The sequence below is a fragment of the Streptomyces sp. NPDC040622 genome, assembly GCF_055593965.1.
The window spans coordinates 490569-504544 of sequence record NZ_JBVIXD010000009.1; the positions used below are offsets into that span (position 1 = coordinate 490569).

Annotated in this window: 9 protein-coding genes; 8 read left to right on the forward strand and 1 reads right to left on the reverse strand. The window is 72.0% G+C overall.

Annotated features, from left to right (window positions below; genetic code table 11):
* Window positions 1-24: 24 nt before the first annotated feature.
* From ACZ592_RS27785 to obgE, 5 genes are all read left to right on the forward strand, one after another.
* On the forward strand, window positions 25-4206 hold the full coding sequence (locus tag ACZ592_RS27785) for an Rne/Rng family ribonuclease (protein WP_471584360.1): 4182 nt from the start codon (window positions 25-27) through the stop codon (window positions 4204-4206).
* A 233-nt stretch (window positions 4207-4439) separates the two neighbouring features.
* Complete coding sequence (locus tag ACZ592_RS27790) at window positions 4440-5795, forward strand: phospholipase D-like domain-containing protein (RefSeq protein WP_471584361.1); 1356 nt, start codon at window positions 4440-4442, stop codon at window positions 5793-5795.
* Between the two features lie 187 nt (window positions 5796-5982).
* Window positions 5983-6303 (forward strand): 50S ribosomal protein L21, encoded by a 321-nt coding sequence (gene rplU / locus ACZ592_RS27795; RefSeq protein WP_055555985.1) that lies wholly within the window; start codon window positions 5983-5985, stop codon window positions 6301-6303.
* Between the two features lie 14 nt (window positions 6304-6317).
* Window positions 6318-6572, forward strand: a complete 255-nt coding sequence (rpmA, locus tag ACZ592_RS27800) for a 50S ribosomal protein L27 (protein WP_030564037.1) — start codon at window positions 6318-6320, stop codon at window positions 6570-6572.
* A gap of 166 nt (window positions 6573-6738) precedes the next feature.
* On the forward strand, window positions 6739-8178 hold the full coding sequence (gene obgE, locus ACZ592_RS27805; protein WP_471584362.1) for a GTPase ObgE: 1440 nt from the start codon (window positions 6739-6741) through the stop codon (window positions 8176-8178).
* A 151-nt stretch (window positions 8179-8329) separates the two neighbouring features.
* On the opposite strand, the gene ACZ592_RS27810 is transcribed toward obgE, so the two are convergent.
* On the reverse strand, window positions 8330-10420 hold the full coding sequence (locus ACZ592_RS27810) for a hypothetical protein (protein ID WP_471584363.1): 2091 nt from the start codon (window positions 10418-10420) through the stop codon (window positions 8330-8332).
* A gap of 305 nt (window positions 10421-10725) precedes the next feature.
* On the opposite strand from ACZ592_RS27810, the gene proB reads away from it, so the two are divergent.
* The 3 genes from proB to ACZ592_RS27825 all read left to right on the forward strand — a co-directional run bounded on the left by proB (window position 10726) and on the right by ACZ592_RS27825 (window position 13915).
* Window positions 10726-11940 carry a glutamate 5-kinase gene (gene proB / locus ACZ592_RS27815; protein ID WP_471584364.1) on the forward strand — a complete coding sequence of 405 codons (1215 nt, stop codon included), beginning with the start codon at window positions 10726-10728 and terminating at the stop codon, window positions 11938-11940.
* A gap of 108 nt (window positions 11941-12048) precedes the next feature.
* Window positions 12049-12537: a hypothetical protein gene (locus ACZ592_RS27820; RefSeq protein WP_471584365.1), complete on the forward strand. Its 489-nt coding sequence runs from the start codon at window positions 12049-12051 to the stop codon at window positions 12535-12537.
* 85 nt (window positions 12538-12622) lie between these two features.
* Window positions 12623-13915, forward strand: a complete 1293-nt coding sequence (locus ACZ592_RS27825; protein ID WP_471584366.1) for a glutamate-5-semialdehyde dehydrogenase — start codon at window positions 12623-12625, stop codon at window positions 13913-13915.
* Window positions 13916-13976: the final 61 nt, after the last annotated feature.

Consider the following 13976-nt stretch of genomic DNA (forward strand, 5'->3'; position numbering starts at 1 on the left):
GAGCGTGACGGGAGAACCGCCCGCATGCTTGAGCCGAACGAACCCACTGAGGGCTCGCAGGACAACAACACGCCCAGCGACACCTTGCCGCCGCGCCGCAGGCGCCGCGCCGCGTCGCGACCGGCGGGACCGCCGACGGGAGCCGCCGAAGGCGCCGCTCCGGCCATACCGGCCACCCCCGCCGCCGAAGAGGCCCCCGAGATCGAAGAGGCCGACGAGGCCGCCGAGGCCGAGGTGACGGCCGAGGCCCCGGAGCCCGCCGTCGAGCCCGAGGCCGCCCCGGCCCCGCGCGCCCGCCGCCGCGCCACCCGCCGTGCCTCCGCGCCGGCCGGTGCGCCGCAGACGGCCGAGGCGACGGCGCCCGCCGCCGAGGCCGCCGCGCCCGCAGAGGACGCGAAGACCCCCAAGACCACCAAGAACACCAAGAACGGCAAGGCCGCCGCGGCCACCGACGCCGCCGAGGCCGCTCCGGCCACCGGGGAAGAGGCCGAGGAGGCCGCCCCCGCGCCGCGTGCCCGTCGCCGTGCGACCCGCCGCGCCTCCGCTCCCGCCGGCGCGCCGCAGGCCGCCGCCGCGGAGCCGGCCGCCGCCGTCGAGGAGGCCCCGGTGCCGAACGAGCCCGAGATCGCCCAGGCCGCCCAGGCCGGGCCCGCCGCCGAGGACGCCGCGCCGCGCCGTTCGCGCCGTCGTGCCGTCCGCGGCGCGTCCGCGCCCGCCGCCCCCGCCGACACCCAGCCTGCCGAGGAGACCCCGGAGAAGGCCCAGGGCAAGGCGCGGGACAAGGACCGGGGCAGGGCGAAGGCCGCCGAGAAGCCCGCCGCCGTCGAGGAGGCGCCCGCCGCCGCCGACGCCGAGCCCTCGGACGAGGACGCCCCCCGCGGCCGTCGCCGCCGCGCCACCCGCAAGACCGCCGCCACCGGCTTCTCCGCGCCGTCCGCCCAGAAGGCGCGCAAGGCGCAGCAGGCCGACGAGTCCGGCGACAACGGCGGGCGCAAGAACGCCCGCCCGGCCGTCGCCGTCTTCCAGGCCCCGGTCTTCGCCGAGCCGATGTTCCAGACCCCGGAGCGCGCCGCCGCGGCGGCCGCCGCCGAGGCCGCCGAGGAGCCCGCCGAGGCCGCCCCGGCCACCCAGGCGGCCCCGGCCGCCCCCGTGGCGGAGGAGGAGCAGACGCCGCGCCGTCGCCGCCGCCGTCGCGCCGCGGACGAGCAGCCCGCCGCCGAGGAGCGCGAGCCCGCCAAGCCCGCGCGGACGGAGCCGGCCGAGCAGGCCGACGACGCCGCACAGGCCGAGGACACCTCCGCCGATCAGCACGACTCCGACGACGACGCGGAGGACTCCGGCGAGCGCCAGGGCCGCCGCCGTCGTCGTGGTGGCCGTCGCCGTCGCCGCGGTGACTCCGCCGACCAGGACAACGAGCAGCACGACGCGTCGGGCGACGCCGACGACGCCGTCGAGCAGGGCGGTTCCGACGATGACGCCGCGGACGCCGCGGACGCCCCGGACGCGGACGCCGAAGGGCAGGACGACGAGGCCGAGGAGTCGGCCTCCGAGTCCGGCGGCTCCGGTTCCAGCAGCAGCCGTCGCCGCCGTCGGCGCCGTCGGCGTGCCGGTGACTCCGGCGAGGGCGAGCCGGGCGACGGCGACCCCGAGCGCACGGTCGTCAAGGTCCGTGAGCCGCGCAAGAAGGAAGAGCGCGAGCCCGGCACCGGCGTCGACGAGGTCCAGTCCATCAAGGGCTCGACGCGTCTCGAGGCCAAGAAGCAGCGCCGTCGCGAGGGCCGTGAGCAGGGCCGCCGCCGCGTGCCGATCATCACCGAGGCGGAGTTCCTGGCGCGCCGCGAGGCCGTCGAGCGCGTGATGGTCGTCCGCCAGAACGGCGAGCGCACCCAGATCGGCGTCCTCGAGGACAACGTGCTCGTCGAGCACTACGTCAACAAGGAGCAGGCCACCTCGTACGTCGGCAACGTCTACCTGGGCAAGGTCCAGAACGTGCTGCCGTCCATGGAGGCCGCGTTCATTGACATCGGCAAGGGCCGCAACGCGGTGCTGTACGCCGGTGAGGTCAACTTCGAGGCGCTCGGCATGGCCAACGGGCCGCGCCGCATCGAGTCCGCCCTGAAGTCCGGCCAGTCCGTCCTCGTCCAGGTCACGAAGGACCCGATCGGCCACAAGGGCGCCCGCCTGACCAGCCAGGTCTCGCTGCCCGGCCGGTACCTGGTCTACGTGCCCGAGGGCTCGATGACCGGCATCAGCCGCAAGCTGCCCGACACCGAGCGCGCGCGTCTGAAGACCATCCTCAAGAAGATCGTCCCCGAGGACGCCGGCGTCATCGTGCGCACCGCGGCCGAGGGCGCGAGCGAGGACGAGCTGCGCCGCGACGTCGAGCGTCTGCAGCAGCAGTGGGAGGACATCCAGAAGAAGGCGAAGGCGGCCTCCACGAGCTCGCCGAGCCTGCTGTACGGCGAGCCGGACATGACCGTCCGCGTCGTCCGCGACATCTTCAACGAGGACTTCTCCAAGGTCATCGTGAGCGGCGACGAGGCGTGGGAGACCATCCACGGCTACGTCTCGCACGTCGCGCCCGACCTGGCGGACCGCCTCTCCCGGTGGACGTCCGAGGTCGACGTCTTCGCGACGTACCGCATCGACGAGCAGCTCGCCAAGGCGCTCGACCGCAAGGTCTGGCTGCCGAGCGGCGGCTCGCTGGTGATCGACAAGACCGAGGCGATGATCGTCGTCGACGTCAACACCGGTAAGTTCACCGGGCAGGGCGGCAACCTCGAAGAGACCGTGACGAGGAACAACCTCGAAGCGGCCGAGGAGATCGTGCGCCAGCTGCGCCTGCGGGACCTCGGCGGCATCGTCGTCATCGACTTCATCGACATGGTCCTGGAGTCCAACCGGGACCTGGTCCTGCGGCGCCTCCTGGAATGCCTCGGTCGCGACCGTACGAAGCACCAGGTCGCCGAGGTCACCTCGCTCGGCCTGGTCCAGATGACCCGCAAGCGTGTCGGACAGGGGCTCCTGGAGTCCTTCTCCGAGACCTGCGTGCACTGCAACGGCCGCGGCGTCATCGTGCACATGGAGCAGCCGACCTCCGCAGGGGGCGGCGGCAAGCGCAAGAAGCGCGGCCGCGGCGGCTCGGAGCACCAGGACCACGGTCACGAGCACACGCACGACGACGGTACGGACGATGCGGCGGACTCCGCCGTGGAGACCGAGGCCGAGGTCGCGGCCGAGGCGGCCGCTCCCGTGGCGCTGCCCGAGCCCGAGTTCGTCCCGGACGAGGAGCTGTACAGCAGCGCGGCCGAGGCCGAGGCGGCGGCTCACCGCGGCGGGCGTTCGCGCCGCCGCGCGACCCGGCGTGCGTCGGCTCCGGCGGGCGCTCCCCGCGCGGAGAGCGCCCCGGTGGAGGAGCCCAAGGAGGAGGCTCCCAAGGCGGAGGCCGCACCGAAGGCGAAGAAGTCGGGCCGGAAGGCCAAGTCCGCCGCGAAGGCGGAGAAGGCCGCGCAGGCCGAGGCCCGGGAGGCGGAGGTGCCGGTCGTCGAGTCCGACGTGGCGCGCACCGAGGCCCCGGCGGCCGAGGACCCGGTCGTGGGCAGCCCCGAGGCGGTCGAGGAGGCCCACAAGGCCCCTGCGGCGGCGGTTGAGGCTCCCGTAGCGGACGCCGCGGACGCCGCGCCGAAGGGTCGTACGCGCCGTCGTGCGGTCCGCAAGGCGACGTCGCCGGCCGGCGCCCCGAAGGGTGCCGAGAGCGACGCGGCCGAGGCCGCCCAGGTGGTCGTGGCCGAGGCGCCCAAGGCGGAGCCCGTCGCCGAGCCGGTGACCGAGGCCGTGGCCGAGGCGCCCGCCGCCGACGCCGCGCCGCCGCGTGCGCGCCGGCGTGCGGTGCGCAAGGCAACCGCGCCGACCGCGTCCGAGGAGACGGCCGTCATGGTCGTCCCCGCGGCGGAGAAGCCCGCCGGGAAGGCCGACGCGGAGGCCGAGGCTCCGGCCGAGGACGCCGCTCCGGCCAAGAAGACGGCGCGCAAGACCGCCAAGAAGGCGCCGGCCAAGAAGGCCGCCACCAAGAAGACCGCGGCCAAGAAGACGACGGCCGCAAAGAAGACGACGGCCAAGAAGGCGTCGAAGACGACGGCGAAGAAGGCCGCGGCGGCGGAGCAGACGCCGTCCGGCGTCTCCGCCAGCGCGTCCAGCGAGGGCTGACCCTTCGCACATCCGTGCCCCCTGTCCGGCGTTCCCGCCGGACAGGGGGCACGGTCGTGTCCGGCGTCCGCGGCCGGCACGGCCCGAAAGCGTGAAGTCGGCGGGGCCCCCTTGGAGGGCTGGAGGGACACCTGTAAAACTCGTGCGGTCTGATGAGTGAACAGATCTGATGAGTGAACGAAGACGTGCGCGCGTTTGGGGAGACGGCGCGCGCGTCAGGGGAGGGATGAGACATGGCGCACGCGCGCCTGCGAGGCACGGGACGACACCGTGCGGTCAAACCGGTCAAGGGCGGCCGCCAGGCGGTGGCGCTGGCCACCGTCCTGTCGGCGGCGGGGCTGCAGGCCGCGGGTTCCGTGGGGAGTGCCGCGGCGGACACGACGGCGCCCACCTGGACCGAGGGGCCGATCTTCAACGACCCGAAGGGCTCCGTCGACCGGCAGTACGCGATCCGGGCCCGGCTGATCGAGCTGACGAACTCCGCGGTGCGCGGCTCGACGATCAAGGTCGCGGTCTACCACGTGTGGGAGGCCTCGGTCGTCGACGCGCTCGTCGCCGCCAAGAACCGCGGCGTGCACGTGCAAATCCTGCTCGACGAGACCAGCAAGAGCGACCGCCCGACGAACACCTCGTACAACACGCTCAAGACGGCGCTCGGCACCAGCACGGCGAAGTCGTCCTTCGTGACGCTCTGTCCGACCGGGAAGTCCTGCCTGGGCAACCCGCGGTACGGCAAGTCGATCATGCACAACAAGTTCTGGCTGTTCTCCCAGGTGCAGGGCGCCAAGGACGTCGTCGTGCAGACCACGTCGAACTCGACGCCGTCGGCGCACACGAAGTTCTACAACGACGCGCTGCTGCTGCCGGACAACCCCGCGATGTACGACGCGTACGCCGAGTACTTCACGGACATGCTCGGCAAGCGCTGGGCGGACTGGGACTACCGCACGGTCAGCAGCGGCCGCTACAAGGCGTACTTCTTCCCGCGCAACGGCACGGTGAACGAGACCGACACCATGTACTCGGTCCTGAACAACGTGAAGTGCACGTACAAGGACGCGGCGGGCACCACGCAGCACACGAAGGTCCGCGCCGCCATCTTCAAGATCACCCGGCAGCAGATCGCCGACAAGCTGGTCTCGCTGAAGAAGGCGGGCTGCTCGGTGAGCATCCTGTACGCGGAGACGGACAGCGCCAAGAGCCAGGGCGGCACCCCGGGCACCTGGGAGCAGCTCCACAAGTCCGGCGGCCCCTCCGTGCGCTGCTACAACGACGACCGGGACCCGCTGCACCCCGGTACCCGGCTGACCACGCCGTACATCATCCACTCGAAGTACCTGCTCGTGGACGGCATGTACGACGGCAAGCGGAACAAGGTCTCCTTCACGGGCTCGCAGAACTACACGGCGCCCGCGCTGCGCGAGAACGACGAGGCGATCGTCAAGATCGACGACGACTCGGTGCACGACACCTACCGCTCGCACTTCGACCGCTCGCGCGCCGTGGCCTGGCCGGGCAGCGCGGACAAGACGGACCTGTGCAAGGGCGTCAAGCCGCTGCCGCCGGACGGTGAGAACCCGGTCACCTGAGTCGGGGCGAGGGGCCGGTTTGACCCGTGTCGACCGGCCCCGTAATCTTGACCGTCGGCGTGTTCCTATGCACGCCCACCCCTCGTAAACCTTTTTCCTCTCGTGGCCTGTGCCGTGAGAGAGGCCGCTCGCTTCTTGCTTGCGGCTGGACTGCGGGGGTCCCGTTCCGAGCGAGAGAGAGATCCGCGTGTACGCCATCGTGCGCAGCGGTGGTCGCCAGCACAAGGTTGCTGTCGACGACATCGTTGAGGTTGACAAGATTTCCACTGCCAAGGTTGGCGACACGGTCGAGCTCTCGACCCTGCTCGTTGTCGACGGCGACGCCGTGACCAGCGACCCGTGGGTGCTGGCCGGCATCAAGGTGCAGGCCGAGGTCGTGGACCACCACAAGGGTGTCAAGATCGACATCCTTCGGTACAAGAACAAGACCGGCTACCGCCGTCGTCAGGGTCACCGCCAGCAGTACACGGCGATCAAGATCACCGGCATCCCCACGGCTGCGAAGTAAGGGACTGAGACTAGATGGCACACAAGAAGGGCGCATCGTCCACTCGGAACGGGCGCGATTCCAATGCTCAGCGGCTCGGCGTGAAGCGCTTCGGCGGTCAGACCGTCAACGCCGGTGAGATCCTGGTCCGCCAGCGCGGCACCCACTTCCACCCGGGCTCGGGCGTCGGCCGCGGCAAGGACGACACCTTGTTCGCGCTGGACGCCGGTGCGGTGGAGTTCGGTACCCACCGCGGCCGCAAGGTCGTGAACATCGTTCCGGTCGCCTGAGTCCGTCTTTCTGACTGACTAGGCGCTCGTCGAGCGAGTTCTGCGAGGGCGGACCTCTCTTCCCGGATCGGGAAGCGGGTCCGCCTTTCGCGTGTTAGACGTAAGACATTTCCGTACGCCCCCTCTGCCCCGAAGGCGTGGGGGGACCCCCAGGAGGCACCGAACCATGACCACCTTCGTGGACCGCGTCGAGCTGCATGCCGCCGCGGGTAACGGGGGCCACGGCTGTGCCTCCGTCCACCGTGAGAAGTTCAAGCCGCTCGGCGGCCCGGACGGCGGCAACGGCGGCCGTGGCGGTGACGTGATCCTGGTCGTCGACCAGGACGTCACCACGCTGCTCGACTACCACCACAGCCCGCACCGCAAGGCCACCAACGGCCAGCCCGGAGCCGGCGACAACCGTTCCGGCAAGGACGGCCAGGACCTGGTGCTGCCCGTCCCCGACGGCACCGTCGTCCTGGACAAGGCGGGCAACGTCCTCGCCGACCTGGTCGGCCAGGGCACCACCTTCGTCGCGGGCCAGGGCGGCCGTGGCGGCCTCGGCAACGCGGCGCTGGCCTCCGCCCGGCGCAAGGCCCCCGGCTTCGCGCTGCTCGGCGTGCCCGGCGAGGAGCGGGACATCGTCCTGGAGCTCAAGACCGTCGCCGACGTGGCCCTGGTGGGCTACCCGAGCGCGGGCAAGTCCTCGCTGATCTCCGTGCTGAGCGCGGCGAAGCCGAAGATCGCGGACTACCCGTTCACGACGCTCGTCCCCAACCTCGGTGTGGTGACGGCCGGCGCGACCGTCTACACCGTCGCGGACGTGCCCGGCCTCATCCCCGGCGCCAGCCAGGGCCGCGGCCTCGGCCTGGAATTCCTGCGGCACGTCGAGCGCTGCAGCGTGCTCGTGCACGTCCTGGACACGGCGACCCTGGAGTCCGACCGCGACCCCGTCTCCGACCTCGACGTCATCGAGGCCGAGCTGCGGGAGTACGGCGCGGGCCTGGAGAACCGGCCGCGCATCGTCGTCCTGAACAAGGTCGACGTACCCGACGGACAGGACCTCGCCGACCTGGTCAGGCCCGACCTGGAGGAGCGCGGCTACCGCGTCTTCGAGGTGTCGGCCGTCGCGCACAAGGGCCTCAAGGAGCTCTCCTTCGGCCTCGCCGAGCTGGTCTCGGCCGCGCGCGCCTCGAAGCCGAAGGAGGAGGCGACCCGCATCGTCATCCGTCCCCAGGCCGTGGACGACAGCGGCTTCACCGTCACCCAGGAGGAGGACGGCATCTACCGCGTGCGCGGCGAGAAGCCGGAGCGCTGGGTGCGCCAGACCGACTTCAACAACGACGAGGCCGTCGGCTACCTCGCGGACCGCCTCAACCGCCTCGGCGTCGAGGACGCGCTGATGAAGGCCGGCGCCCGCAACGGCGACGGCGTCGCCATCGGCCCCGAGGAGAACGCGGTCGTCTTCGACTGGGAGCCGACGATGATGGCGGGCGCGGAGATGCTCGGCCGCCGTGGCGAGGACCACCGCCTGGAGGCGCCGCGCCCGGCCGCGCAGCGCCGCAGGGACCGCGAGGCGGAGCGGGACGAGTCGCAGAAGGCGTACGACGACTTCGAGCCGTTCTAGGCGGGGCGCCGTGGACCGGGGTGCCGGCCGGCCTCCCGGTTCCTGTCGCCGGTAAGAGCCGAGCGGTGGAACGAGCCGAGCGGTAGAACGAGAGGGGCCCCGGAGCACATGCTCCGGGGCCCCTCTCGTATGTCTCTCGTGTGTCAGGGCGTTACGCGGTGACCGTGTCTTCCGCGCCGTTCTGCTCGTTCGGGTCCTGTTCCATCTCCTCTGCCGCTTCCTCCGCGATGCGCTGGCCGGGGATGTCCGCGTCGATGCGGGAGGCCATGCGGGCGCGACGGGCGTCGGCCTGGGCGGAGAGCGCGAGGGCCGCGCCGTTGAAGCGGGTCAGGGAAGGCGGGTCGGAGGGGCCCAGGAGGTGCTCCTTGAGCTCCGCGCGGGCCTCCGCGTGGGTGTCGAGCTCGGGGTCGCGAACGGCCTTCAGAAGGTCCGCCACGCCGTCCGCCTCGGGGGCGAGGATCGTCGCCGCCGACGCCGTCGGGAAGCTCGCGCGGAACTCCGCCTCGCCCATGCCGGCCGTGTTGGCGACCGCGTACGGCTTCTCGCTGCTCAGCCAGTCCGAGACGACCGAGGAGACGTCGCTGATCAGCAGGTCGGCCTGGTTGAAGCAGGCGAAGATCGCGGGGCGCGCCGACGTGATGATCTGGTGCTCCCACTCGGGGAAGGAGGCCCAGAACGCCGTCTCCCACGCGGACGTCGCCGCGGCCACCGCCGCCTGCTGGCCGCCCTCGGGGGCGCCCTGGAGCATCATCCGCTCCTGCTCGTCCGCGCTCTTGCGGAAGGTCCGCGCGGTCAGCAGGTCCAGCGCCGCGGTGCGGGCGGTCAGCTCGGCCGCTGCCTCGGGACCGGGACGCGCGCCGGAGCGCTTCGTGTTGGCCGCGAGGATCATCGCCTTGATGCGCTCGTTGGCGGCGCCCGCCGCCGGGTTCTGCGAGCCGGTCATCGGGTGCGGCTTGTAGAGCAGGCGCACGCCCGGGTCGGCCAGAAGCTCACGGACGATGTTCTCGCCGGCCAGGACCACCGAGGTGTTGCCGGGGTTGCCGTCCCAGCCCTCCCACGTGGGGGCGTACAGGACGGTGGTGTACGCGCCGGTCGGGGCGCCGGCGTACGGGCGGATCGGGGACAGCTGGGGGCGGCCGACCTCGACCACGTCCTTGTCCTCGACGCCGATGTCCGCGAGCTGGTAGCGGTCGCGGGCCGCGGGTCCTGCCACCCACACCTCGTCGTACGCCTTGGCGTAGGGGTTGCAGGAGGAGAGCTTGTCGCTCTCGCCGTGGTTGATGAAGGCGTGCTTGATCGTGGGGATGCGCAGGACCTGCGAGGTCTTCGCGGCGTTGGCCGGGTGCAGCATCATCTTCAGCGTCGACGTCTCCAGGGAGAACATCGTGGCGACCTTCGGGAAGCAGATGATCGGGACGTCGGTCGCGTCGATCTTCTGCACCATGAACCGCTCGCGCAGCACGATCAGCGGCTTGCCGTCGAGGTCGGCGAGCGTGGAGAGCCACATGTTCGCCTGGTAGGCGGACGTGGTGCCGCCGGAGAAGTACATGGCGACGGTCGGCTTGTAGTCGGCGAGCCACTCGTCGAGCCACTCCATGACCTTCTGGTCGTTCTTCGCCCGCTTCTTGGGGAGCAGCCAGGTGCCGAGGTAGAGGGCGCCCGCGCCGATCAGCGTGAGGGAGACGGCGAGCCCGATGCCGCCCCAGTACGCGTCGGTGGTCGCCGCGGTGACCAGCAGGCCGATCGTGGTCGGCACCGAGAAGGTGAGCAGGCGGTGGGCCTGGCGCCGGGAGAGGATCCGCGGCGGTGCGGCCGTCAGGTGCAGCTTTGAGGTGTCGATGTTGCGCGTGACGATCGGCAGCGATCGGGTGCGGCGCACCAGCACGGCGACGGCCTGGCAGCAGAAGTGCAGGACGTAGAAGGCGAGCAGCGCGATGGTCAGCGGCGACTGCTCGGCCAGCGGCTCGATGCCGTCGATGCGCAGCAGGCCGACGAGGATCAGCATGTCGCGCAGCAGCTGGCGGACCGTGACGTCGAAGCGGATCTTGCCAAGGAGGGAGAGAAGGCCCGGCTGCTTGTACTGCAGATAGATGTCGAGCGCGAGGTTCGCCGCGGCCGCGGCGACGAACACCGGGACGTAGGGAATCAGCGCGGTCACCAGCTGGGCCGTGAAGAGCGCGAACATCGCGAACAGCGCTGTCAGCTGCACGATGCGTCGGGGGGCGAGTCCGGCAGAGGGCACGGGCTTGGGCTCCTGGCGGGGAAGAAGAGGGAAGGGGGGAAGTCGACCACTGACCGTATGACGCGCAGTGGCTCCCTAGCAATCTTCCGTGACATCAATCACCTGATATAGGGGCAAAGGGACTGAACCTCAGGGGCGTTTTCCGCCTCTGACGGGAATGCGCCCAGGCGCTGCCCGGCCCCGGTCCGCCCCTCGGAACAGGCAGGCGCCCCGCCCCGGGGCTCACGTAGATTGCAGGTCCGGAGACCGCAGATCCGGGGCATCGGGATCATTTGGGGAAGAGCGTGGCAGCGGCAAGGCAGTCAGTGGCAGAGGCCCGGCGGGTCGTCGTCAAGGTCGGGTCGTCATCCCTGACCACCGCATCGGGGGGCCTGGACGCGGACCGTGTTGACGCGCTCGTCGATGTGCTCGCCAAGAGCCGTAGCGGGGGCGAGCGCGAGATCGTGCTCGTCTCGTCCGGTGCCATCGCCGCGGGCCTCGCCCCGCTGGGCCTCGTGCGGCGCCCCAAGGACCTCGCCCGGCAGCAGGCCGCCGCCAGCGTGGGCCAGGGCCTGCTCGTGGCCCGCTACACCGCCTCCTTCGCGCGCTACGGCGTACGCGTGGGGCAGGTGCTCCTCACCTCCGACGACATGGCCCGCAGGGCCCACCACCGCAACGCGTCGCGCACCCTGGACCAGCTCCTGGCGATGGGCGCGCTGCCGGTCGTGAACGAGAACGACACCGTGGCGACCGACGAGATCCGCTTCGGCGACAACGACCGGCTCGCCGCCCTGGTCGCCCACCTCGTCCACGCCGACCTCCTCGTCCTCCTCTCCGACGTGGACGGCCTCTACGACGGCGACCCCGCCAAGCCGGGCACCTCCCGCATCGACGAGGTCACGGGCCCCGCCGACATGGCGCACGTGGAGATCGGCAGCGCCGGCAAGGCGGGCGTCGGCACCGGCGGCATGGTCACCAAGGTCGAGGCGGCGCGCATCGCCGCGGCCGCGGGCATCCCCGTCGTCCTGACCTCCGCGAGCCAGGCGGGCGACGCCCTCGCGGGCCGCGCCACCGGCACGTACTTCCACCGCACGGGACGCCGCTCCGCCGACCGCCTCCTGTGGCTGCAGCACGCCTCCGAGCCGCGCGGCGCGCTCACCCTCGACGAGGGCGCGGTGCGCGCGGTCGTCGAGGGCCGCAAGTCGCTGCTGCCCGCGGGCATCGCCGCCGTCGAGGGCGACTTCACCGCGGGGGACCCGGTCGAGCTGCGGGACGCCGGAGGGCGGGCGGTGGCGCGCGGTCTGGTGAACTTCGACGCCAAGGAGATCCCGTTGCTCATCGGCCGCTCCACGCGGGACCTGGCGCGGGAACTCGGACCTGCGTACGAGCGGGAGATCGTGCACCGCGACGACCTCGTCCTGCTGCACGCAGAGCCCTCGCAAAAGCCGCAGGTCGCATCGGACCACCCGCCCCACGCGCCTCGTGCGCCCCGGCCGAAAACCGTCACGAACACCGCCGGGGGCCCGGCCCACGGAAGGTGAAACTCCCCAAAACCGCCCCGCGGGACCGCTTGGCCTGCTCAACTTTGTTGAAGACAGTTCCGCACGACCGTTGCGTATCCGCGCCACTAATGCGTAAAGGAGGCCGTCGTGAGACGAGTGCGCCCAGGGGCGGCGTCCCGCGGCTCGGCTGAGCGGGCGCTGACGAGCGTCGCCGCAGGTGCGGCGTACGAGAGCGACGCGCACCGCGCGCGCGAGGGCGAGAAGGGCGAGGGCCAGGAGGGCGAGACGGTGGAGGGGCCCCGTCTGTGGCACGTCACGCTGAGCGTCTCGGGTGCCGAGGCCCCGCTGGACGAGGTCAGGCGGGGCCTCGAGCAGCTCGCGTACGACCATCCCTTCCTGCTCACCAGCAGGTACGCGCCGGACCACGCGGAGATCCGCTACTGGGAAGAGGCCCGCGACCTGCACGACGCGGCCGCCGTCGCGCTGCGGCTGTGGGGCGAGCACCGGCAGAGCGCGCAGCTGCCGGCCTGGGAGATCGTGGGGCTCGAAGTGATCGGTCGCGACACGTATCACCAACGGATCGCGGAAGGATACGGTCCGTTGCCGGCCACGCCCGTGGGCGTGCACCCGTTCTGAGACGCCGTCCCCCGCGGGCCGCGGCCCGGTCTCGGGGACTGGAACACCGGGTGGACGCCCCGCGCGCGGGGATTACCCTGCGGGCATGACGTCGCTCTCTCCCGTCTCGCCCTACGACAACCTCTCGCCGGTCGCCCAGGCCGCCTACCGCGCCCGCGGTGCCGCCGCCACCCTCGCGCCGCTGCCACGGGCCGCCAAGGACGACGCGCTGCTCGCGATCGCCGACGCGCTCGAGGTGCGGACCGCGGAGATCGTCGAGGCCAACGGCAAGGACATCACCCGCGCCCGCGAGGCCGGGACCGACGAGGGCATCGTCGACCGGCTCACCCTCACCCCCGAGCGGGTCCGGGCCATCGCGGGCGACGTGCGCGACGTGGCCGCGCTGCCCGACCCCGTCGGCGAGGTCGTCCGAGGCTCGACGCTGCCCAACGGCATCGACCTGCGCCAGGTCCGCGTCCCGCTCGGCGTCGTCGGCATCATCTACGAGGCCCGCCCGAACGTCACCGTGGACGCGGCGGCCCTCTGCCTCAAGTCCGGCAACGCGGTGCTCCTGCGCGGCTCGTCGTCGGCGCACGCCTCGAACACCGCCCTGGTGCGCGTCCTGCGCGACGCGGTGCACGGCGCCGGCCTGCCCGCGGACGCCGTCCAGCTCGTGCCGGGCGAGAACCGTGACTCCGTAAGGGAGTTGATGCGCGCCCGCGGCCTCGTCGACGTCCTCATCCCGCGCGGCGGCGCCTCGCTGATCAGGACCGTCGTCGAGGAGTCCACCGTCCCCGTCATCGAGACCGGCACCGGCAACTGCCATGTGTACGTGGACGCCGAGGCCGACATCGACATGGCCGTCGACATCCTGATCAACTCCAAGGCGCAGCGCCCCAGCGTCTGCAACGCGGCGGAGACCCTGCTCGTGCACCGCGACATCGCCGACGCGTTCCTGCCGCGCGCCCTGGACGCCCTCGCGGAGGCCGGGGTGACCGTGCACGCCGACGAGCGCGTCCTCACGTACGCGGACGCCACCAAGGCCACCGTGGTGCCCGCGACGACCGAGGACTGGGAGACCGAGTACCTCTCGTACGACATCGCGGCCGCCGTCGTCGACACCCTGGAGCAGGCCGTCGAGCACATCAGGCTGTGGACCTCCGGGCACACGGAGGCCATCGTCACCACCTCGCAGCGGGCCGCGCGCCGCTTCACCCAGCTCGTGGACTCCACGACGGTCGCCGTGAACGCCTCGACGCGCTTCACCGACGGCGGCCAGTTCGGGTTCGGCGCCGAGATCGGCATCTCCACGCAGAAGCTGCACGCGCGCGGCCCGATGGGGCTGCCCGAACTGACCTCGACCAAGTACATCGTGACGGGCGACGGTCACATCCGCTGACGGGCATATGACCGAAGCACGCCGAATTCCCTTACCGGCTGCCCAAATTGCCCCCTCCAGG

Coding starts and splice junctions, on each gene's coding strand:
- rpmA (WP_030564037.1), top strand. CDS start 6,318: ATGGCACACAAGAAGGGCGCATCGTCCACTCGGAACGGGCGCGATTCC.
- ACZ592_RS27790 (WP_471584361.1), top strand. CDS start 4,440: ATGGCGCACGCGCGCCTGCGAGGCACGGGACGACACCGTGCGGTCAAA.
- ACZ592_RS27825 (WP_471584366.1), top strand. CDS start 12,623: ATGACGTCGCTCTCTCCCGTCTCGCCCTACGACAACCTCTCGCCGGTC.
- obgE (WP_471584362.1), top strand. CDS start 6,739: ATGACCACCTTCGTGGACCGCGTCGAGCTGCATGCCGCCGCGGGTAAC.
- ACZ592_RS27785 (WP_471584360.1), top strand. CDS start 25: ATGCTTGAGCCGAACGAACCCACTGAGGGCTCGCAGGACAACAACACG.